General features: G+C 43.7%; 15 protein-coding genes. 10 read left to right on the top strand and 5 right to left on the bottom strand.

The window, feature by feature from the left end:
- Positions 1 to 57: 57 nt before the first annotated feature.
- The 3 genes from DBK98_RS12995 (at position 58) to mtgA (ending at position 3,105) form a co-directional block, all read left to right on the top strand.
- A complete protein-coding gene (locus DBK98_RS12995; protein ID WP_005776709.1) occupies positions 58 to 1,401 on the top strand; it encodes an MATE family efflux transporter in 1,344 nt (447 codons plus the stop codon).
- Positions 1,402 to 1,555: 154 nt separating this feature from the next.
- Complete coding sequence (locus DBK98_RS12990; RefSeq protein ID WP_005776708.1) at positions 1,556 to 2,230, top strand: OmpA family protein; 675 nt, start codon at positions 1,556 to 1,558, stop codon at positions 2,228 to 2,230.
- A gap of 128 nt (positions 2,231 to 2,358) precedes the next feature.
- Positions 2,359 to 3,105: a monofunctional biosynthetic peptidoglycan transglycosylase gene (gene mtgA / locus DBK98_RS12985; protein ID WP_032536411.1), complete on the top strand. Its 747-nt coding sequence runs from the start codon at positions 2,359 to 2,361 to the stop codon at positions 3,103 to 3,105.
- Between the two features lie 176 nt (positions 3,106 to 3,281).
- On the opposite strand, the gene DBK98_RS12980 is transcribed toward mtgA, so the two are convergent.
- From DBK98_RS12980 to DBK98_RS12965, 4 genes are all read right to left on the bottom strand, one after another.
- Positions 3,282 to 5,171, bottom strand: a complete 1,890-nt coding sequence (locus tag DBK98_RS12980) for a SusD/RagB family nutrient-binding outer membrane lipoprotein (protein WP_005808766.1) — start codon at positions 5,169 to 5,171, stop codon at positions 3,282 to 3,284.
- 21 nt (positions 5,172 to 5,192) lie between these two features.
- Entirely contained in the window at positions 5,193 to 8,570 is a 3,378-nt protein-coding gene (locus DBK98_RS12975; protein WP_022012210.1) for a SusC/RagA family TonB-linked outer membrane protein, read from the bottom strand.
- Between the two features lie 769 nt (positions 8,571 to 9,339).
- The gene (locus tag DBK98_RS12970) at positions 9,340 to 11,115 is read right to left on the bottom strand and encodes an oxaloacetate decarboxylase (protein ID WP_032536412.1); all 1,776 of its coding nucleotides are present in this window, start codon (positions 11,113 to 11,115) and stop codon (positions 9,340 to 9,342) included.
- Between the two features lie 251 nt (positions 11,116 to 11,366).
- Positions 11,367 to 11,870 (bottom strand): RNA polymerase sigma factor, encoded by a 504-nt coding sequence (locus tag DBK98_RS12965; RefSeq protein ID WP_005776700.1) that lies wholly within the window; start codon positions 11,868 to 11,870, stop codon positions 11,367 to 11,369.
- 290 nt (positions 11,871 to 12,160) lie between these two features.
- Between DBK98_RS12965 and DBK98_RS12960 the strand changes: the two genes are divergently transcribed.
- From DBK98_RS12960 to DBK98_RS12950, 3 genes are all read left to right on the top strand, one after another.
- A complete protein-coding gene (locus DBK98_RS12960; RefSeq protein ID WP_032536413.1) occupies positions 12,161 to 12,721 on the top strand; it encodes a LemA family protein in 561 nt (186 codons plus the stop codon).
- A gap of 21 nt (positions 12,722 to 12,742) precedes the next feature.
- A complete protein-coding gene (locus DBK98_RS12955; RefSeq protein WP_032531373.1) occupies positions 12,743 to 13,711 on the top strand; it encodes a M48 family metallopeptidase in 969 nt (322 codons plus the stop codon).
- 265 nt (positions 13,712 to 13,976) lie between these two features.
- Positions 13,977 to 14,471, top strand: a complete 495-nt coding sequence (locus DBK98_RS12950) for a DUF4251 domain-containing protein (RefSeq protein ID WP_005776696.1) — start codon at positions 13,977 to 13,979, stop codon at positions 14,469 to 14,471.
- A gap of 13 nt (positions 14,472 to 14,484) precedes the next feature.
- Here the strand turns inward: DBK98_RS12950 and DBK98_RS12945 are convergent, their stop codons facing one another.
- Entirely contained in the window at positions 14,485 to 15,111 is a 627-nt protein-coding gene (locus DBK98_RS12945) for a trimeric intracellular cation channel family protein (RefSeq protein WP_005776695.1), read from the bottom strand.
- 84 nt (positions 15,112 to 15,195) lie between these two features.
- On the opposite strand from DBK98_RS12945, the gene wecB reads away from it, so the two are divergent.
- The 4 genes from wecB (at position 15,196) to DBK98_RS12925 (ending at position 22,886) form a co-directional block, all read left to right on the top strand.
- Positions 15,196 to 16,281: a non-hydrolyzing UDP-N-acetylglucosamine 2-epimerase gene (gene wecB / locus DBK98_RS12940; protein WP_005776693.1), complete on the top strand. Its 1,086-nt coding sequence runs from the start codon at positions 15,196 to 15,198 to the stop codon at positions 16,279 to 16,281.
- Positions 16,282 to 16,394: 113 nt separating this feature from the next.
- Positions 16,395 to 18,956, top strand: a complete 2,562-nt coding sequence (locus DBK98_RS12935; protein ID WP_005808780.1) for a DUF5686 and carboxypeptidase-like regulatory domain-containing protein — start codon at positions 16,395 to 16,397, stop codon at positions 18,954 to 18,956.
- A 39-nt stretch (positions 18,957 to 18,995) separates the two neighbouring features.
- On the top strand, positions 18,996 to 21,590 hold the full coding sequence (locus tag DBK98_RS12930) for a glycoside hydrolase family 2 TIM barrel-domain containing protein (protein WP_032536414.1): 2,595 nt from the start codon (positions 18,996 to 18,998) through the stop codon (positions 21,588 to 21,590).
- Between the two features lie 24 nt (positions 21,591 to 21,614).
- Positions 21,615 to 22,886: a replication-associated recombination protein A gene (locus DBK98_RS12925; RefSeq protein ID WP_005808784.1), complete on the top strand. Its 1,272-nt coding sequence runs from the start codon at positions 21,615 to 21,617 to the stop codon at positions 22,884 to 22,886.
- The last annotated feature ends 10 nt before the right edge of the window (positions 22,887 to 22,896 follow it).

The raw sequence follows: 22,896 nt of genomic DNA, 5'->3' as shown, positions 1-22,896 counted from the left end.
GATTGCAGACGGAAGAAAATCGTATCTTTGCCATTCATTTTCCACAAAAATACCATTATGCAAGGAATCAAGAATCTGACTCAAGGTCCTATCAACAGACAACTGTTCAACCTGGCTATGCCCATTATGGCAACCTCCTTTATCCAGATGGCATATAGCCTGACAGATATGGCCTGGGTAGGACGCCTCGGAAGTGAAGCCGTCGCTGCCGTAGGCTCAGTAGGCATTCTTACATGGATGTCCGGTTCCATTTCTCTATTGAATAAAGTAGGTTCTGAGGTTAGTGTCGGACAATCCATAGGTGCACAAAATTACGAAGATGCCCGTTGTTTTGCTTCGCACAACATTACCATTGCACTTGTTATTTCACTCTGCTGGGGCGGACTGCTCTTTCTATTCGCCCGTCCCATCATCGGCATTTACGAGCTGGAAGCACACATCACCGAAAATGCAATTGCTTATCTGCGCATCATTTCTACCGGACTGCCTTTCATATTTCTTTCGGCGGCCTTCACCGGTATTTATAATGCGGCTGGAAGAAGCAAAATCCCATTCTATATCAGTGGCACCGGATTATTACTTAATATTATCCTCGACCCACTTTTCATTTTCGGTTTCGGATTGGGTACCAACGGAGCGGCCTATGCTACCTGGATTTCACAGGCAGCAGTATTCGGCATTTTCATCTACCAATTACGTTGCAGAGATGCTTTGTTGGAACGGTTCCCGTTTTTCACGCGGCTAAAAAAGAAATACACCCATCGCATCCTGAAACTGGGGCTACCGGTAGCTACTCTCAATACTCTGTTTGCTTTCGTCAACATGTTCCTTTGCCGTACTGCATCCGAACAAGGAGGGCACATCGGACTGATGACTTTTACGACCGGAGGACAAATAGAAGCCATTACCTGGAACACATCGCAGGGATTCTCCACAGCCCTGAGTGCTTTTATCGCCCAAAATTATGCAGCCGGACGAACGGACCGCGTAATAAAGTCATGGCATACGACTTTGTTGATGACTTCGGTTTTCGGTACCCTTTGTACCTTACTATTCGTCTTTTTCGGGAACGAAGTATTTGCACTTTTTGTCCCCGAGCAGGCTGCCTATGAGGCCGGTGGTATTTTTCTCCGTATCGATGGCTATTCACAGCTCTTCATGATGCTTGAAATCACGACACAAGGAGTATTCTATGGCATCGGACGAACAATTCCGCCTGCCATCATCAGTATTACATGTAACTATATGCGTATTCCACTTGCTATTCTGTTTGTCCGTATGGGCATGGGTGTAGAAGGCATTTGGTGGGCCGTGTGCGTCACTACAGTTGCTAAAGGACTGATATTGGCAGGGTGGTTTGCTCTGATTAAACGAAAAGTACTGTCACGCCCCGTAGTCTGAAAAGAAATTGTTCAACTCAGGCAACAAAAGTATATACCTTCTTGTTTTTTTTACAAGGCAAATGACAGGCTAACCAAATAATCTGTATATTTGCCATGTTTTTATAAAATGGAGGTATCCATTTAATTATTAACTATATAAAAAGAGCTTAATTATGAAGAAGATTAAATTTATGGCTTTGTTTCTGAGCATGGCCCTCGTTTTCGGAAGTTGTGGAAGCATGAACAATACAGCTAAAGGCGGTGTCATCGGAGGTGGTTCGGGAGCTGCTTTGGGAGCTATCATCGGTGGTATTGCCGGTAAAGGAAAAGGTGCAGCCATAGGTGCGGCAGTAGGTACTGCCGTAGGTGCCGGAGCAGGTGTGTTGATTGGTCGTAAAATGGACAAAAAAGCTGCCGAAGCTGCAAAAATTAAAGATGCGCAAGTGGAACAGGTTACTGATAACAACGGACTGGCTGCTGTAAAAGTAACTTTCCCGTCAGGAATACTTTTTGCATTCAATTCTTCCGCACTGAGCGCAGCATCCAAACAATCTTTAGCTGAATTTGCCAATATTCTGAAAGAAGATCCAACAGTCGACGTAGCCATTATCGGTCATACAGACAAAGTAGGTACTTATGAAGCGAATCAAAAAGTATCTTCCAACCGTGCATATGCAGTAGAAAATTACCTTCAGTCTTGTGGTGTTAAACCTTATCAATTCAAAAAGGTAGAAGGTGTAGGCTATTCGCAGTACAACGAAGCTGAAACACCTGAACAAAACCGTCGTGTAGAAATATTCATGTACGCCAGTGAGCAAATGATTAAAAACGCTGAGGCTGGTAAATAATAATTTCATAACGCACCCATAGGTGTTTTATGCCATGTGCCAATATACTGATTAATCCTGAATGATGGAGGATATATAAAATCGGTACATTGGCACATTCGTATACCGAACCAACAATATCACACACAATGAAACTCCGGAAACCCTTTCGCATTCTGCGTAACCTGATCCTCTTCTTTTTTATCTCCTCGATCGGCGCAGTCATTTTCTATCGATTCGTACCGGTATATGTCACTCCGTTAATGATTATCCGTTCTGTTCAGCAACTCACTTCCGGAGAAAAAGTGATATGCAAACATACATGGATACCATTTAATAAAATCTCTCCCAGCCTGCCAATGGCTGTGATTGCTTCCGAAGACAATCGCTTCGCTTCACACAACGGATTCGATATGATAGAAATCAAGAAAGCGATGAAAGAAAACGAAACCCGGAAAAAGAAACGGGGCGCCAGTACCATCAGCCAGCAAACTGCAAAAAACGTTTTTCTTTGGCCTCAATCTTCATGGATAAGAAAAGGATTCGAAGTATATTTTACGTTTCTGATCGAAAGATGCTGGTCGAAAGAACGGATTATGGAAGTCTACCTAAACTCCATCGAAATGGGTAAAGGCATTTATGGCGCACAGGCAACAGCTAAATATAAGTTCAAAACTACAGCCGCCAAACTCACCAGGGGACAATGTGCCCTAATTGCAGCTACTTTACCCAACCCAATACGATTTGATTCGGCACGCCCTTCACCTTATATCAAACGACGTCAGGGGCAAATTCTGCGTCTGATGAATCTGGTTCCAAAATTCCCTTCTGCCGATAAGAAAAAAGAGCAAGGAAAAGATACGAAAAGCCCTCAAAATAAGAAAAAGAAAAAATAACAACTTTAAAATAAAAAGACGATTAATTTGATCACAGAAACATTGTTCAATAATAGCTCAAAAGTCTCAGATCATGTATACGGAGAAAAAACTCCTTAAAATAAAATAATATAAGAATAATAAAGAAGGCTGCCTCTGTGAATAGAAGCAGCCTCAGATTTATGTGAAACAGGAAATTACTGTTGAGGTCCCGTACCAAAAGCCGGTGCCTCTTTATCATACCAAACACGTTCTTTGCTCAACGTTACAGGCGAATTACTCATTTCGCCCTCATACGTATATCCCTGTGCTTGATAAGCTGCAATCGTAATGTCACGGAGCAAATCAGAATCAAGAGGTTTACTTACCGGGAAGCGTCGTGGAATTACGTACTGGTCGCCCAATAACGGATCGAAGTCCTGATATGGTAACAAGGTACTATTCTTCATCGGTACTCCCGAACGGCGAGCAGTAACAAACATATCCATCGGAAGCATCAGATAATGAATGTATTGCTGAATATAAACCTTCTCAAGATCTTTATTCAGATCACCGGTCAAGTGGTAAGCATCATGTGACAGCATTTCATCAATCATACCTTCCTTCAGACTGATTGTTTTATCATGTACATCGTTCGCATAGGTTTTATCATAGTAAGGAATATGATTCTTACCGGCAACAAAATCATAACCGCGGACAGACATTTCCACGCCTGCGTTCAAATACTGTTGTGCGGTCATCGGCAGATTGGCTCCTAACAATTTGAACTCCGCCAACAAAAGGTTTGTTTCACCCGCAGAGAAATACAAACCATACCATCCGTACTCTTCCTTATCCTGTACAGGAGCTACATCGGGCACATCGGGGAACGTGTAAATAAGCAAACCTTTAATATTTTCTGTATTCCGGTAAGCAATCGGAGTATAGGTCTTTTTCGCATCGTCTTTGCTCAGCAAATAGAACAACTCGTTGTTGGGATCGAAATAATCTTTATATTCATCCTTTTTATTGATATCCACCTGACAAGGAACCCCATAATAGCGTACCCAAGGCTCTCCGGGAGCCTTCCAGCTCTCAAAATGTTTCTTTCCGTCAGCATCGACCGTATAATTCACATTGGCCTCTACATAAAATGGTAAGGCTCTTTTCTGATCAAAGAAACCTTGAACTACATTAGAGTTATAATCATTCTTCTGGAAGAAATAGAACAGACGTGGATCGCGATTGCTCACCATAAAATCGATCAACTGCTTGGTTCCTGCACCAACGGAAATATCATTGTTCCAATTATTATCTCTCTTACCTTTATTGAAAACAAAATCATCATCAAGGGATAAAATAAGACCGGCCGGATTCTGGACAGCTTCATTCACAATGGCAATTGCACGGGCCTTGTCTTTATTAATCAGACGGGCAGCAATTCTAAGCTTCAATGAATTAGCCAGTTTGGCCCATTTGTCAAGCTTTCCTTTATAAATAAAATCCTGGGCACCAAGCACGTCCTGCGGATTTTTTTCTTTCAGATAGTTAATCGTTTCGTCAAGCTGTTTCAACCAAAGCTCAAACAATTCTTCCTGCGTATCGTATTTCGGAGTCAGAGTCCCACCGTAGCGAGCCATTTCTGCTTCTGAGTACTGACGGGAACCATACATGTCCGAGTCTTCAAGTCCCAGATATACCAACATCGGGTTACATAGATAAGCAATATATTCATACTTTTCCTTCTCGTCATCCGGCATCAGACTGATCTGATACTTTATTTCATTGGTATAACGAAGCACTTCGTTGACCTGATAGCCACAGCCGGTTTGAGTTACCACATTCAACTTGCTGGAGTTTCCACCTCCCGCTGCAGTTGCCTGTACCCAGGTAGACATTGCATCGAAGCCGGCAAACCACTGAAGATAATCGGCCGGTTGAAAACTCATGGCACATTGAGTAAATAAATAGCGTACGTTAGGTTTAGAAACTGTAGAGGGATCGGTATTCTGCCCGGCAAACTCGTCTTTACAAGACGACATCAGGAACCCTGTACCTACAACAGTCATAGCTGCAAGATATAGATATTTTTTCATTATTCGTTTCATACTAAATATCACATTAAAGGTTTAGAAATCTAAATTAACAGTCATCATATAGTTAGCCGTATAAGGTTCATAACCACGGATACGGAACTCAGAAGCCGTATTACCACGGACACTCTCAGGATTCAGATGGTTAGGTAATGAATTATACAGATATCCCAGATTGCGTGCAGAGAAACTCAACCCCAATCCCTGAGCGCCAAACTTACTTGCCACCGATTTCGGAAAGCGATACGACAATGTGATCTCACGCAACGCAATGTAATTCAACTCATGTACCCAAGTGTCGAATATTGTATTCTGTCCCCAAGCTGCACGATTCACATGATAAGTTCCGGCATGTGTGGGTTCCAGTTTTCCTTCTGCCACCAGCTGTTTATAGGACATACCACTTACATCCATTTTAGTTCCGTCTACAAGTGTTGCGAACGTACCGTTCTTAAATACTCCGTCAGGGATAACACCATCACCATAAGAGATACCTTTGCTATCGCCATACTGACTGGTCCAAGACAAGCCACCATGTTCAGGGTCACGCCATTTCAAAGAACTCTTGATCCATCCGGCCTGTGTGCCATACAAGTTGGAATAAGAGGCTACCAACCCGCCAAAACGCATATCAGTAGCAATATGCAAACTAAGGTTTTTCCAGGACAGCGTAGTGGATAAGGACCCTAAAAAGTCAGGAGTCATTTTACCCACTTCCTGTACTTTTCCGCTACGTGCTTCATAAGCCCCTCTCCAACTGTCGTCCCATTCCAACAGTGTTTCTCCTTTGTCATTTTTGGCAGGGAGAATGTCAGACATCAACAATCCGTAGTCACCACCTACTCTGGCAACCGAACCGATATGGTAATCGTAATCATTAGCATAACCGCTCAGCGCAATGTAATCGGCTACGTTTTCATGTAATGAAATAATAGTATTTTTATTCTTTGTATAAGTCATTGCGACATCCCACTGCCAATCCTTGTTTTTATATGGAGTGGCGTTTACAGCAATCTCAATACCTTTATTCTGAATATTACCTGCATTTATCAACTGAGTGTTGACACCCGAAATAGCAGGAACTTCAATCGACATAATCTGATCCCTCGTATTTTCCTTATAATAGGTAACGTCAAAATTCAAACGGCTATCAAACAAACGCAAGTCCAGACCAATCTCCCAAGCATTCTTACGTTCCGGCTTCAACTTCAGACTCTTCATTGTTTTATCCAGAGTGTTCACATAGATATTGCCATCATACATTTCTTTGGTTCCAAAACCATATACCGAATTCACATAATAGGGATCGGTATCGTTACCGACCTGTGCCCACGACCCACGTACTTTGGCAAAAGTGATCCAACGCGGCAAATCAAATGTTTCATTAAGCAGCCATGAGCCGGATACTGATGGGTAGAAATAAGAATAAGTACCCATTCCGCTTTGATATACCAAAGAAGAAGACCAGTCATTACGCCCCGTTATATCTAAATAAACTTGATTTTTCCATCCCAGATTCAGGGCAAAAACAGCAGACATCATTCGCTTAGTATTCGAGATGCTGGCTTCCGACTTTTTAGGATTCTTTGAGTTATCGACAAACCACTGTCCCGGTACTACCATACCACCATCTGTATATACTTTGTATGCCTCCGAACGGCTCGTATAGTACTCGTACCGCGCAAAACCACCTACACTGAAATCTTTTATCTGCTTATTGACAGTAAATGTTCCGCCAAAAGTAGCTTGCTCTTTCGTAGTTTGCCCCATTGTGTACTTACCGCCTTCATTTGCATATCCACTACCCAACTGTTTTTCTTCAAATTTAGTATAATAGTAGTTCATATTAGCATCGGCCTTAAATCTCAACCAATCCAGAATCTGTACGTTCACTTCCATCTGGGGGCGAACTACGGTCTCTTTCTGAGAATAATCGTATTTGTCAATCATGAAAAACAGATCACGTCCAGGAACAGAACCATACTTATCACCATAGCTTGTAGATGCCAGTCCACCATGCTCACCCAGATATTTATCACGGAAATAATTCACATCCAGCATCGGAGTCATAATGGTGCCGTTCGGATTGACGAAACGTTCTCCCACCGTTCTCGGAGAGTTCTTCGGATTCGAATTAGTAAAACTCATAGCTGCCGAAACCTCCACCCGGTCACTGATCTTATGCGAACCTTTCAACAAAAACGAATAACGTTCGAATGTATTTTTTTCGCTGGTAGATCTTGCTTTTTTATAAGAAAGAGAGGTGTAATATGATGTTTTATCATTCCCACCGCGAATAGCCACATTCGTATTGGAGTTCAGTCCCAATTGATACAGGTCCAGCATATTGTCCTTATGAGGTGAATAGTTGGTCCAAGTACCGTCATAATTACGGATCGGCTGACCATCATATTTAGGTCCCCACCCGTAACTACCCGCACCAATCAAGGTCCGGTCTCCTTTATCATCAAGTTTAAACTGAAAAGGATCCCATACAGAGCCATTGTTGTCCGTGTCTTTCCAACCAGGCATTACCCCTACTCCATATTCAGTCTGGATATCCGGTGTTCTGTAAGCATGATCGATACCAAATGTTTGAGATACGGAAACTCCGAAACCTTTAAAGCCTTTACCCGATTTGGTAGTAATTACTACAGCGCCGTTCAGACCACGCGAACCATAAAGTGCAGTCGCAGCTGCACCTTTCAGTACCGAAACTGTCTCAAAGTCATCCGGATTTAAATTCTTCAATTCATTTCCATAATCATTTGCGTTATTGTTTCCGGCATCCCAGTCCATTGTTGTATTTCCGGAAGTCGAGTTATCAAGGATAACCCCATCAATGACATAAATAGGCTGGTTATTGCCTTTCAAGGTAGAGGCGCCACGAATCTGAATTTTTGTAGCTCCGAACATACCTCCGTCCGACTGACGAATCTCGACACCGGCCACTTTTCCTTGTAAAGCAGCCACCGGAGAAATCGTATTGGCAGCTTTTAAATCGTCTCCTTTGACCTCGGTCACTGCATATCCCAAAGCTTTCTGTTCACGTTTCAAACCTAAAGCTGTCACTACAACCTCGTCCAATATCTGGGTATCTTCTTGAAGCACAACATTAATAACGGTTTTACCTTTTACGTTTACATCCTGTTTCTTCATACCGATATAAGAAAATTCCAAGACTCCTTCTACAGGAACATTAGATAAGGTGTAATTGCCATCAATATCTGTCACTGTACCATTTGATGAACCTTTAACAAGTACACTCCCTCCGATAATCGGTTCACCGGTTCCATCTTTTACAATTCCTTTCACTGTTATATTCTGCGCAAAAGCAGTAACAGATAAAAAAGACAGAACAAGCACGAACATTTTCTTCATCAATCTCACATTGATAATTTTCGAGTTATTCATTCATTTTTCTTTTTTAGTTAAACAATATGTGTTAATTTAGGTTATAATAAAGATTATAGTTCTCTTAGAACTTGGTTATTCTTGAAAAACGTAAATTATATACAATATTAACCTCTTTATTGCAGCGTAATTTTACATTTGTCAATGAGATTTAGTTGTATATTCTAAAATAAGGAGTTGCCAATCTTATTTTGCGGAGTAAATATAGATATAAAGTATCAAAATACAATAAATATACTATAATATTTTTAAATACTAATTTCTACTTTTTCCCCTTCGGCAATTAACAGCCACCAGAATCCCTATAGAAGTGCCTATAATGTATCCAAGAACTGAGTTCTAAGAGAACTTAGCTTATATGTTTTTCTACTCGCCCAAGATGGGTTTGAGATGTATATGTCATTTCTCAGATTAACTTCATCCATAAGGTTTGATCACTATTTACAAGTAAAAGTTCTATCCATACTTAAAAGCTTAGAAAAGATTCCTTATTTCTTTTTTGAATATAAAACCAATATTTATTTACTAACTACGAAAAACAATCAATAGATTTCTACCCAAACAGGATATTACAAATGTAATATCTAACCGAAATCAAATATTATAGCAAATATGACAGTCAAATATAGCTATCAGACTTTCTTTAATTGACCAGACAACCTACAGAAAATAGGCATCTAACTTGAGGAAAGGGCAAAAAAACAAGGACCGCCCCGGTTTACACCGGGAACGGTCCTTATCCACTCTATAACAATACAACTTTTAAACGTTATGCCGGTTCTTCACATCTTTCTACATAAGCCAATGCATCTCCCTTATTGACCAAAGCACCCTGTTTGGCACACACCTCAATGATACGTCCGCTAAAGTTGGCCAATACCCTGTCATAAGTATGCCACGGAGTGGCAATATAACAGAATACATCATCCGGCTCATACTTATGCCCTACTTCCGGAGGCATAGAAGGTGACTCCACATCAATTTCCCAAATGATTCTTCCTTTTTCCATCGCGGTTATTGGTTCCGCCTTGGCACGCTTCATTCTCTTCACGTCTTCTTCAGAGAAACCTTGTTTGACTAATGCCGCATCTTTGGCACGTTGCAAATCCTCTTCAAACCTTTTTTTAGCTACCCCCGACTTATAGTCACGATATTGCCTGTCATGCATAGCCAGTTCAAAAAGTTCTTCGTCGTCAGGTCCGAATTTCCATCCGTTCTCCAACATTTCTTTCCGGTACTCTTCAAGCTGATCAGGGTAATTCTTCTGTGGATCTTCATCCGTAAATTCATATCCTTTTTCTTTTGCCAAAGCTATAATTTCGGGATCCAAAGGTCCGGGCAAACGTCCGCTTTTCCCCAGAATCATCCCCCAGGTATTATTATCTATCATACTCCAACGCTCCTCACCCTTCACATGTGCCATTACGTTCATCAATGCCACGTTCTTCACGTACTGGCTAAATGGAGTCACCAACGGAGGATAGCCCAACTTGGGCCACACATATTCTACTTCGTCGAACAGCATCACAAGCAGATCGTCAATGCTGAGCTCAGGTTGATTATTATTCCGAAGTATCATATTGATACCGGCATGTACTCCTTTCAGATCGGCCATCATAGACCCCATCATCCCACCCGGTAAACCACATTTCAACAATAATGAAGACATATGCTTGTTGGTCGGATCCATGAAATAGCCGAGGAAATCATCAATGAATTCCTGTGTCATGGCACGTGCTTTCATATATGCTTTCATGTTGATCTCAGGAACACGGAAACCGGCATCTTTCAACATGGCCTGTACGGAGATCACATCCGGATGAACTTTACCCCAGGATATGGGTTCCATGGCTACGTCAATAATATCAGCACCATTCTCGCAAACTTCAAGAATGGAAGCCATTGATAATCCGGGACCACTATGCCCGTGATATTGAATCAAGACTTCAGGATGACGCTCTTTTATAGCTTTCGTCAATCGCCCTAACATGACAGGACGTCCTACTCCCGCCATATCTTTCAGGCAGATTTCAGGAGCACCGGCCTCAATCAGTTTGTCGGCAATGGCTGTGTAATACTCCACCGTATGTACCGGCGAGAAGGTAATACACAAAGTCGCTTGTGGAATCATTCCCCCCTCAAGCGCATAGTGTATAGAAGGAATAATATTCCTCACTTCATTCAATCCACAAAAAATACGGGTTATATCTACCCCTTGAGCATGCTTGACTTTATACATCAACCGACGGACATCGGCAGGAACGGGATACATCCGCAAACCGTTTAGTCCCCTGTCGAGCATATGGGTTTGTATTCCGGCATCATTGAAGGGTTTGGTAAAAGCCCGTACTGCTTTGTTAGGATTTTCACCATAGAGCAGGTTGACTTGCTCAAAAGCTCCTCCATTGGTTTCCACACGGGCAAAACATCCCATTTCAATAATCAAAGGTGCAATTCGTACTAACTGGTCGACACGGGGTTGGTATTTACCGGACGACTGCCACATGTCCCGATATACGAGACTGAATTTAATTTCCTTTTTCATTGCCGTAAGTTATAAGTGATTTCACATTCATAGGTTAACTTGTCATTACAAATATACTGAGATATCTGACATAAAGACAAAAATCAACCTTAAAAAGTTTCCATAAAAGATATGTTATATATCATATTGTCACAAAAACAAAGGAGCAAGGAGGGGTTCCCTCGCTTACTCCTTCTTTTGCACAACTAAAAATCTACACTAAATCAGTATCTAAAAATCAATCTTTCTAATTATAATCAGTATCACCTTAATTAAACGAAGTCCTTCAATTCCTGTTGCAGTCTCTGCCGGGTAAAAAAGATCCGGCTCTTAACCGTACCGAGTGGCAATTCTAATTTTTCAGCTATTTCACGATATTTAAATCCGGAAACATGCATTGAAAACGGTACTTTATATTCTTTAGGCAACGCATTTACTACACGGTGCATTTCTTTCAAGTCATAGGCTCCTTCGGTACTTTCAAATCCGGAGTCTTGCGGGAGATTCAGATGGAAGAGGTTGTCGGTTTGGTCTACATAAGTTTGGTCACGCACAACTTTGCGGTAATTATTAATAAAGATGTTGCGCATGATTGTATACATCCAGCCTTTAAAATTAGTATCCGGCATAAATTTATCTTCATTATCTAATGCTTTCAATGAAGTTTCTTGTAACAGGTCATTGGCTTCTTCGCGATTGGCTGTGAGTTTATAAGCAAAACGGAGTAACTCTTCTTGTACTCCTATCAGGTCTTTTCTAAAACTTAAACTTTTCATACGTTGCGGTTTTTAAGCGGTTAATATTTCGTTTCTTTCTCGATGATGCAAGTTTAAGGCTTATTTTAGATTTCAGTAGGGTAAATTTCACCAATCTTTGGGGTAAAAACTATCAAATGATAGTTTTTGGGTGCTATTTGACAGTTTTTGGGTGTTATTTCAGGAAAGTTTCAATACACTTCGAGAGGTTTGTTTGATAATTAATGTTTTTTATTATGCGCTTTTTGTAAATAGAGACTGAATCACATACCTTTGGATCAAGTTTAACAACGTTAAGAATCAAAAGAATTATGAACTTACTTATCATTTTCGGGATTGTAGTCATCCTCGCCATTATCATTGCTTCCATGTACAACTCGCTGGTAAAACTGAGAAACAACCGTGAAAATGCATTTGCCGACATCGATGTACAGTTAAAGCAACGTCACGACCTTATCCCACAATTGGTAGATACAGTAAAAGGATATGCAGCTCACGAAAAGGACACACTTGAACGCGTCATTCAGGCTCGCAACGGAGCTGTCAGTGCCCGAACAATCGATGAAAAGATTACAGCAGAAAATCAACTTAGTTCCGCCCTCGCGGGATTGAAAATCACCTTGGAAGCTTACCCCGATTTAAAGGCCAACCAAAACTTCCTCCAGTTGCAGGAAGAGATTTCGGACGTAGAAAACAAACTGGCTGCAGTACGCCGCTACTTTAATTCAGCTACCAAAGAACTGAACAATGCAGTACAGACATTCCCTTCCAACTTGATAGCCAACATGTTCGGCTTTCATAAAGAAATGATGTTCGATTTGGGTACTGAACAACGTGCCAATCTGGAAGAAGCCCCGAAAATCAAATTCTAATCCCCAGGAAAGTATATACACATGCAATACGTCGGAATACAGACACAACAGAGCCGGAATAACCTACGTTCCGGCATCTTACTGTTCCTTTTCCCTTGCCTGGTGGCAGTACTGACTTATTTGTTCAGCTACCTGCTCATCACTTTTACCGTGACAGATGATTACGGGCAATACGACACATTGGCAATGACCAATCAAATGTTTATTAATCTGATTCCTTATATTATAGGAGGCGTTCTGGTCTGGTTTATTATTGCCTACTTTGCCAATTCCAGTATTATCAAAGCAGCTACAGGGGCACGACCATTGGAACGTAAAGAAAATAAACGCATCTACAATTTAGTGGAGAATCTCTGTATGTCGCAAGGGATGAAAATGCCTAAAATCAACATAATCGATGACAATTCACTCAATGCGTATGCCAGCGGAATTAACGAACGTACTTATACGGTCACCTTATCAAAAGGAATCATCGAGAAACTCAATGACGAAGAACTCGAAGGGGTCATTGCACACGAGTTGACACATATCCGTAATCACGATGTCCGACTGCTGATTATCTCCATTGTATTCGTAGGCATCTTTTCGATGTTGGCACAAATAGCACTGCGCTCCGTTTATTACTCTTCGTGGACACGCAGCCGGAATGATAAAAACAATGGTGCCATCCTCATCTTGGTTTTAGCCATGATTGTAGCCGCCATCGGCTATTTCTTTGCCACGCTGATGCGCTTTGCCATCTCCCGCAAACGTGAATACATGGCCGATGCAGGAGCAGCAGAAATGACAAAGAACCCATTGGCTCTGGCCAGTGCTTTAAGAAAGATATCTGCAGATCCCGATATAGAAGCTGTGGAGCGCGAAGATGTAGCGCAGTTATTCATACAACATCCTGGCAAACAGGCTAAAAGCGCATTGAGCGGGCTAAGCGGGCTCTTCGCCACCCATCCGCCAATCGAAAAACGAATTGCCATTCTGGAACAGTTCTAACAGAAATATCCTCCACCCCCATATAGACCCAAAAGTCTTCTTCGCCACAGGTTATACAGATTAAGCATTATGTAAACGACGATTTAAAATTCATTCTGTGTTAATCAGTGCAATCTGTGGTAAGTTTTGACATGCCCTCCTTTTTTATTCTTTGTGAAATCCCATCCGGTAAACACGAAATAATATTAAATCATTTGTCTGCTTTATACATTTTATCTCTTCCGACCGTTATCTTTATGTAAACATCCGAAAAACAATCATTGATATGAAAACAAGCAAATGTATCATCCTTCTGATGTTGCTCATCATCGGAACAGGAGTTTGCCCGCTTCAAGCCCAAAGCCGGAAAGAAAAGAAAGAGCAAAAAGAGCAAACAGTAAAAGAGCTGATCGAATCGGAAAACTACCGGATTGACGTATCTACAGCATACCCACGCCGAGGGCATATGATTCCACTGACCTCAGTTTATTCTGTGGTAGTTCGAAACGATTCGGTCTTTTCACAACTACCCTATTTCGGGCGTGCTTATTCTATTCCCTATGGAGGAGGGCAAGGACTGATGTTCAAGGCTCCGATTGACAAATATAATATGGTCATGGGCAAACGCGGAGCAGCAAAGATAAACTTCACCGCCAGAAACTCCGAAGATCAGTTCAAGTTTAGAATCACTATCTATTCTAATGGTTCGTCCAGCATAGATGTCGATATGCAGAATCGTGAATCAATCAGCTTCTCCGGTGATCTGATACTGCCGGACTAAAATTAGTATAAGTCTACTCCCCTTTCAGGATAGGCAAACAGATCTGATATTTCACAGCCAATGCGCGTACCACAAAAATGCAACAGCCACTGATGACCTGTGTTAAAGCAGCATCAACACCCAGACGGTCGAGTCCCCAATAAATGACTCCGCCAATAACGCATGCCATGGCATAAATCTCTTTACGGAAAATCAACGGAATCTCGTTGATAAACACATCGCGGATTACGCCACCGGCCGCTCCGGTCATTGTGCCCATAATGATGGCCACCCAAAAGGCATAGCCCAAATCGATCGTTTTGCTGATACCAACTACCGTAAATAATGCAAGCCCAATGCTATCGAAGATAAAAAACGTGTTGTGCATATGAATCAGATGCTTCCGGAAAAAGATAACCCACAGAAGGGCCAGCGCCGAACAGATAAGATAAATGGGATTCGTCATCCAGAACGGAGTAACGTCCAGCAATACGTCACGTATAGTACCACCGCCAATGGCAACAGCCACACCGGCTACATAAGCACCAAACCAGTCAAACTGTTTGGCAGATGCAAGACGAATGCCACTAATGGCAAAAGCAAATGTCCCGATAAACTCCAGAATCTGGATAAAGGTCGGAATCTGAAAGATTGTTGGCATATATCAAGTTTTTTGTGTGCAAAGAAACAAATAATTCCGCAAGAAAGTGTACATTTGTTCCTTGAAAATTGTAAGAATACGAAGATGAAGATAACGATTGTTGCCGGGGCTCGCCCTAACTTTATGAAAATCGCCCCTATCACCCGGGCTATCGATGCCGCTAAGGCACAAGGTAAACGCATTTCTTATCGCCTGGTTTACACAGGGATAGAGAATGACACCAGTCTGGATGCATCCTTATTTGCAGATCTGCATATGAAAGCTCCCGATGCCTATCTGGGCGTAAACGGCAATAACCCTACAGAACTTACTGCGGGAATAATGATCGCCTTCGAACGTGAACTGACGGAAAACCCTACGCACGTAGTTCTGGTAGTCGATGACCTCACTGCAACTATGAGTTGTGCGATCGTAGCCAAAAAACAAAATATAAAAGTGGCACATCTCGTAGCCGGCACCCGTTCGTTCGATATGTCCATGCCCAAAGAAGTCAATCGTATGATAACAGACGGACTTTCCGACTATCTGTTCACAGCCGGCATGGTGGCCAATCGTAACCTGAATCAGACAGGAACAGAAAATGAAACAGTCTACTATGTAGGCAACATCCTGATCGATACAATACGGTATAACCGCAACCGCCTGATAAAGCCAATATGGTTCTCTGTCCTGGGACTGAAAGAGCATGAGTACATCCTGCTGACCCTCAACCGCCATGTGCTGCTGAACAACAAAGAAAATCTGCGGAAATTGATAGAGACCTTACTTGAAAAGGCAAACGGCATGCCGATTGTGGCACCACTGCACACTTATGTACGCAATGCGATCAAAACTCTCGATATCACAGCTCCTAACCTGCACATCATGCCCACACAAAGCTATCTCTCTTTCGGGTATCTGATGAACCAGGCAAAAGCCATTATAACAGATTCAGGCAATGTGGCGGAAGAAGCGACCTTCCTGGGAATTCCCTGCATCACCCTCAACACCTATGCCGAGCATCCGGAAACCTGGCGCACAGGCACCAACGAACTGGTTGGTGAAGATCCGGCAGCATTGGCTGCCAGTATGGATAAACTGATGAACGGAGAATGGAAACAAGGCACCCTGCCCGAACGCTGGGACGGACGGACCGCAGAACGAATTGTACAAATATTATTGGGGGAATAATGCCGGATTCCCCCTCCTTACAGGACTCAAAAGATACACAAAAAAGGTTATATAGTCCGTTCAATCAAAAGGAATTTATTACCTTTGCAGTCTCACGATGAGATGAAGTGTGTATGAAACAACAATATTCTAAACTATTAATAGTAGTCTTCCTTATCCTCTCTGCACCACAGGCTTTTGCACAGTTGAAGGGAGTAATCACTGATTCTATTTCACATGAGCCGCTAATGTACATTTCCGTTTTCTATGAAGGAAAAGGCGTAGGCGGTATATCCAATGCTAACGGAGAATATCAGGTAGAAACCCGCAAAGGTTGGAACGAACTGACCTTCTCTGCAGTGGGGTATATCACCAAGAAAGTGAAAATTCCGGCAGGTGCCAAAGAACTGAATGTGGTGCTCTCACCAGATGATGTCATGCTGGACGAGGTGGTGATAAAACCTAAAAAAGAAAAGTATTCCCGGAAAAACAATCCCGCTGTGGAGTTCATGCGAAAGGTCATCGACCACAAGAAAGCTCAGAAGCTGGAAACCAACGACTATTATCAGTACAACAAGTATCAGAAGATGAAGATGTCACTCAATGACGTGACACCCGAAAGCCTTGAAAAAGGAATCTATAAAAAGTTTTCTTTCCTCAAAGACCAGGTTGAGGTTTCGCCTGAAACCAACAAACTGATTCTGCCTATCTCGGTGCAGGAAACGTCTTCCAAAACCATTTACCGGAAGGACCCGGAAAGCAAAAAGACCATAATCGAAGGTATGAACTCCAATGGCGTGGAAGAATTCTTCTCAACAGGTGATATGCTGGGTACCATCCTCAATGATGTATTTGCCGATATCAATATCTATGATGATGATATCCGCCTGTTGCAACGCCGTTTCGTAAGTCCAATCGGAAGCGGAGCCATCTCTTTCTATAAATTCTACCTGATGGACACTGTGATGGTGGATAAAGATAAATGCGTGCATCTCACCTTCGTCCCACAGAACTCTCAGGACTTCGGATTCACCGGACACCTGTATGTACTGGACGACTCTACCTATGCAGTGAAAAAGTGCACCATGAATCTGCCTAAAAAGACAGGAGTAAACTTTGTAGAAAATCTGGACGTCGTACAACAATATGAACAGCTTCCCAATGGCAACTGGGTGCTGACAGACGACGATATGACTGTGGACCTTTTAGTCATGAAAGCTATTCAGGGCATCCAGGTAAAACGAACAACCAAATATAGCAATTATGTCTTCGACCCCATCGAGCCACGACTTTTCCGTTTGAAAGGAAGTGTGATCAAAGAGGCGGACATGCTGACCAAAAGTGACGAATATTGGGCCGGAGTACGCCAGGTGCCTCTAACAAAGACCGAGAGCAGCATGGATCTTTTCATGAACCGGCTGGAACAAATACCCGGATTCAAATATGTGATATTCGGAGCAAAAGCGTTGATAGAAAACTATGTGGAAACCGGGACCAAAGAACATCCGAGTAAGTTTGACTTCGGACCGATCAACACCATGATATCGAGCAATTATGTGGATGGTACCCGTTTCCGTCTCAGCGGTATGACTACCGCCAAGCTGAATCCCCACTGGTTCTTCAATGGATACGGAGCGTACGGACTCAAAGATAAAAAATGGAAATATGAAGGTAATGTGACCTACTCTTTCCGCAAATGCGAATTCTTCCCCTGGGAATTCCCGAAGCATTACATCTCGGCCTCCTACCGCTACGACGTCATGTCGCCAATGGATAAATTCCTCGACACGGATAAGGATAACGTATTCGTAGCGTGGAAAACCACAACCGTCGACCAGATGTCATACGTACGGGACGCCACACTGAGATATGAAATGGAAACTTTATCGGGTTTCTCGGTTGCGGCCATGGCGCGACACCGGGAAGATACTCCGGCAGGCAAGTTGCAATACATCCGTAATGATGCTGCCAAAACCATCGTACCCGATATAACTACCGCCGAATTGGGGCTGACCTTACGTTATGCGCCGGGCGAGACCTTCGTCAATACAAAGCAACGCCGTCGTCCGGTATCGCTGGATGCTCCCATCTTCACCCTCTCCCACACTACCGGATTTAAAGGTGTTTTAGGAGGAGAATATAATTTCAACCTGACGGAGGCAAGTATCTGGAAGCGCTTCTGGCTCTCGTCCTGGGGTAAAGTAGATGTTACCTTAAAAGGAGGTGCACAATGGAATACCGTTCCGTTCCCATTACTTATTTTGCCAGCCGCCAACCTATCGTATATCACACAGAAAGAAACGTTCAACCTGATCAATAATATGGAGTTCCTCAACGACCGTTATGCATCGCTGGCACTCACATATGACATGAATGGTAAACTTTTCAACCGCATCCCGCTGATTAAGAAACTGAAGTGGAGAGAAGTATTCCGTTTCCGCGCTCTATACGGCAACCTGACGGATAAGAATAACCCGTTTAAGAGCAATAATCCGGAACTGTTTGATTTCCCGCAACGGGACGGCAGCTACACCAGCTATGTGATGGATCCGAAAGTACCTTACCTGGAAGCCAGTGTGGGTATTTACAACATCTTTAAATTGTTGCATATCGAATACGTACGCCGTCTGACTTACCTGAACCACCCGGGAATCAACAAACAAGGTATCCGGTTTATGATTCAGGTAGTATTCTGATCCGCCTATCTATCATTCACACTATAAAACCTCAATACGATGAATTTCACAGTACACACCTGCAATGGCATGAAGCTATGGTTGGTTTTTCTTATGTTAAGCAGTGCAATCCATGTTTGCCGGGCGGATTCCCCACGACAAACCATCAACTTCAACCGAGAATGGAAATATTGCCGGGGAGACTTCAAGAGTGCTTCCCGACCGGATTTTGACGATTCCGACTGGGAAAGGACGGGACTTCCCCACTCTTTCAGTACTCCATACTTCATGTCGAAAGATTTTTATGTAGGTTACGGATGGTACCGTAAAGCCTTTCCGATAAAGAAAGAAGTGCTTGGCAAAAGGAGCTTTCTTGAATTCGACGGTGTATTTCAGGAAGCAGAAGTTTTTGTGAACGGACATCGGGCAGGAACCCACCAAGGAGGATATACCGGATTTTCCATTGATATATCGAACTATCTGAAAGAAGGAAAAAACCAGATAGCGGTTCGGGTTAACAACTGCTGGCGACCTGACCTCGCTCCACGTGCAGGCGAACATGTATTCAGCGGAGGCATTTACAGGAACGTACGCTTAGTGATCAAAGAACCGACCTATATCGATTGGTATGGCACATTGGTCACCACACCGGACTTAGGAGAAAAAAAGGGAAAGTCAGGGAGCGTCCACATACGGACAGATGTATGCAATCGTTCCGGAAAAACAGAAACTTACCGACTTCTGACCACTGTTATCGATCCCCGAGGCAAAGAAGCGGCTTCTGTTTCTACATCACAATCATTGCCGGACAACGCAACCTACACATTTGAGCAGCAAACCCGCGAGATTCAAGCACCGGAACTGTGGCATCCCGATCATCCTGCACTTTACAAAGTGGTCAGCTCGCTTTACCACGGAGAAAAATTGATAGACCGCTATGAAACGTCTTTCGGATTCCGCTGGTTTGAATGGACACCGGACCGGGGATTCTTCCTGAACGGGGAACATTATTATTTTAAGGGAGCCAATGTTCATCAGGATCATGCCGGATGGGGAGATGCCGTGACCGAAACCGGTATGCGAAGAGATATCCGTCTGGTAAAAGAAGCCGGCTTCAACCTGATACGAGGTTCGCATTACCCCCATTCACCGGCTTTCTCACAAGCATGCGATGAAATAGGTATGCTATTCTGGGCAGAGAATGCATTTTGGGGAATCGGAGGTCACAAAGGAGATGGCTACTGGAACGCAAGTGCATATCCCGTAAATGAAGCAGACAGGGCAGGATTTGAGAGCAGTGTAAAAGCCCAACTGAAAGAATTGATCCGCATCCACCGCAACCATCCTTCTATTGTTGTATGGAGTATGAGTAACGAACCGTTCTTTACCGCACCCGAAACGATCGACCCGATGCGCAAGTTACTGTCAGAAACCGTCAAACTCTCCAAGCAACTCGATCCAACCCGTCCGGCGGCCATTGGCGGTGCTCAACGTCCGTTGGGAGAGAAACGAATTGACAAGTTGGGTGATATAGCCGGATATAACGGTGACGGTAGCTACATCCCCGAGTTTCAGCAACCGGGCATACCGACGGTAGTTTCAGAGTATGGCAGCACGACAGCCGACCGTCCGGGAGAGTACGATCCGGGCTGGGGAGACTTGGCAAAGAATAATGCGCAAAATGGCTTTGCCTGGCGTAGCGGACAAGCCATCTGGTGCGCATTCGACCACGGGAGTATAGCCGGAAGTGCTCTTGGGAAAATGGGAATTATCGATTATTTCCGGATTCCCAAACGTGCCTGGTATTGGTACCGCAATGCCTACAAAGGGATTGCTCCGCCGAAGTGGCCAGAGGCAGGAACACCTGCACGCATTGCCCTGACAGCCGATCAAACGAACCAGATAAAGACAGACGGGACAGATGACGTTATGTTGTCGGTAACCATTCTGGATGCAGACGGTAAACCGGTCAACAATTCTCCGGCAGTCAGCCTCAACATCATATCCGGTCCGGGAGAGTTTCCTACCGGTACCTCGATCCTATTTGAAAAAGAGAGTGATATCCGTATTCTCGATGGGAAAGCCGCGATTGAATTCCGGTCGTACTATGCCGGAGAAACCGTGATACGGGCTACCTCGCCGGGGCTCGAGCCTGCCGAGATCACGCTCCGGTTCATCGGAAGCACTCCCTATACCGAAGCCTTCAAAGTGAAAGACCGACCTTATACACGTTTTGAGGTTCAGGATAAAACAGATAACCTGCAAACCTTCGGGCCCAATAATCCGACCTTCTGCAGTTCATCGGCCGACGGACACTCGTCCGCATTTGCTGCCGATGGAGATGGAGCCACCTATTGGCAAGCTGCCGGCAACGACCCGGAACGCTCCTGGACATTGGACACAGAGAAAGGTTTGTCCATACGCCACATCCGAATCGCATTTCCGGATACGGACCATTACCAATACAAAGTGGAGGCATCGATGGATAGAGAACACTGGACACTTATTCCGGATCAGACCAACTATAAACAAAACGAGAACATTCGGATGATCCAGGTTGTTCCGGGTATACAGGGACGTTTCATACGTATCAGTTTCATCGGAGAAAAAGCCGCTATCACAGATGTACAGGTGATGGGGACGGTGATCGACTAATAAACAGATTCATTACAAATAGATATGCAACCATTAGCGGAAAGGCTACGGCCAAAGACATTAGATGATTATATCGGTCAGAAACACCTTGTGGGACCGGGTGCTATCTTGCGCAAGATGATTGATGCAGGACGTATCTCTTCATTTATCCTGTGGGGGCCTCCGGGAGTCGGTAAAACAACACTGGCCCAGATAATAGCCAATAAGCTGGAAACCCCTTTTTATACACTGAGTGCCGTAACATCGGGCGTGAAAGACGTGCGCGAAGTGATAGATCGCGCCAAAAGCAACAAATTCTTCACTCAGTCCAGTCCCATCTTGTTTATCGACGAAATACACCGATTCAGCAAATCTCAGCAGGACTCGTTGCTGGGAGCTGTCGAACACGGGACAGTTACTCTGATAGGTGCCACCACGGAGAACCCGTCTTTTGAGGTAATCCGTCCACTCCTCTCCCGTTGCCAGCTCTATACACTGAAGTCTCTGGAGAAAGAGGACCTGCTTGAATTGCTTCAACGTGCCATCACTACCGATACCGTACTGAAAGAACGTAAAATAGAACTGAAAGAAACCAGTGCCATGCTTCGTTTTTCGGGAGGCGATGCCCGCAAGCTGCTGAATATACTGGAACTCGTAGTAGAGTCGGAAACGGAAGAGACCGTAGTTATCACTGACGATCTGGTAACCGAACGCTTACAGCAGAATCCGCTGGCTTATGATAAAGACGGCGAGATGCATTACGATATTATTTCGGCATTTATCAAATCGATCCGGGGCAGCGATCCCGACGGTGCCATTTACTGGCTGGCACGTATGGTAGAAGGAGGAGAAGACCCGGCATTCATTGCCAGACGTCTGGTCATCTCGGCTTCGGAAGACATTGGCCTGGCCAATCCGAATGCACTGCTATTGGCTAATGCCTGTTTTGACACGTTGATGAAAATAGGCTGGCCGGAAGGAAGAATCCCATTGGCGGAAACCACCATTTATCTGGCAACCAGCCCTAAAAGCAACTCAGCCTACAATGCTATCAACGATGCACTGGCATTGGTGCGCGAAACCGGCAACCTACCGGTACCTCTGCACCTGCGCAATGCTCCCACCAAACTGATGAAGCAGTTAGGATATGGCCAGGAATATAAATATGCCCATAATTATGAAGGTAATTTCGTAAAACAGCAATTCCTGCCAGACGAAATCAAGAATAAGCAAATATGGCAGCCCCAACACAACCCGGCTGAACAGAAACATGCCGAACGAATGAAACAACTCTGGGGAAATGAAAAGAACTATTAAACATCTGTAA

It is taken from the genome of Bacteroides sp. PHL 2737 (genome assembly GCF_004115325.2).
GTDB lineage: Bacteria > Bacteroidota > Bacteroidia > Bacteroidales > Bacteroidaceae > Bacteroides > Bacteroides hominis.
This window is presented reverse-complemented; position numbering and strand designations above follow the sequence as displayed.

Coding starts and splice junctions, on each gene's coding strand:
- DBK98_RS12935 (WP_005808780.1), top strand. CDS start 16,395: ATGAAACAACAATATTCTAAACTATTAATAGTAGTCTTCCTTATCCTC.
- DBK98_RS12970 (WP_032536412.1), bottom strand. CDS start 11,115: ATGAAAAAGGAAATTAAATTCAGTCTCGTATATCGGGACATGTGGCAG.
- DBK98_RS12930 (WP_032536414.1), top strand. CDS start 18,996: ATGAATTTCACAGTACACACCTGCAATGGCATGAAGCTATGGTTGGTT.
- DBK98_RS12980 (WP_005808766.1), bottom strand. CDS start 5,171: ATGAAACGAATAATGAAAAAATATCTATATCTTGCAGCTATGACTGTT.
- DBK98_RS12955 (WP_032531373.1), top strand. CDS start 12,743: ATGCAATACGTCGGAATACAGACACAACAGAGCCGGAATAACCTACGT.
- DBK98_RS12945 (WP_005776695.1), bottom strand. CDS start 15,111: ATGCCAACAATCTTTCAGATTCCGACCTTTATCCAGATTCTGGAGTTT.
- DBK98_RS12925 (WP_005808784.1), top strand. CDS start 21,615: ATGCAACCATTAGCGGAAAGGCTACGGCCAAAGACATTAGATGATTAT.
- DBK98_RS12950 (WP_005776696.1), top strand. CDS start 13,977: ATGAAAACAAGCAAATGTATCATCCTTCTGATGTTGCTCATCATCGGA.
- mtgA (WP_032536411.1), top strand. CDS start 2,359: ATGAAACTCCGGAAACCCTTTCGCATTCTGCGTAACCTGATCCTCTTC.
- DBK98_RS12995 (WP_005776709.1), top strand. CDS start 58: ATGCAAGGAATCAAGAATCTGACTCAAGGTCCTATCAACAGACAACTG.
- DBK98_RS12965 (WP_005776700.1), bottom strand. CDS start 11,870: ATGAAAAGTTTAAGTTTTAGAAAAGACCTGATAGGAGTACAAGAAGAG.
- DBK98_RS12960 (WP_032536413.1), top strand. CDS start 12,161: ATGAACTTACTTATCATTTTCGGGATTGTAGTCATCCTCGCCATTATC.
- DBK98_RS12990 (WP_005776708.1), top strand. CDS start 1,556: ATGAAGAAGATTAAATTTATGGCTTTGTTTCTGAGCATGGCCCTCGTT.
- DBK98_RS12975 (WP_022012210.1), bottom strand. CDS start 8,570: ATGAATAACTCGAAAATTATCAATGTGAGATTGATGAAGAAAATGTTC.
- wecB (WP_005776693.1), top strand. CDS start 15,196: ATGAAGATAACGATTGTTGCCGGGGCTCGCCCTAACTTTATGAAAATC.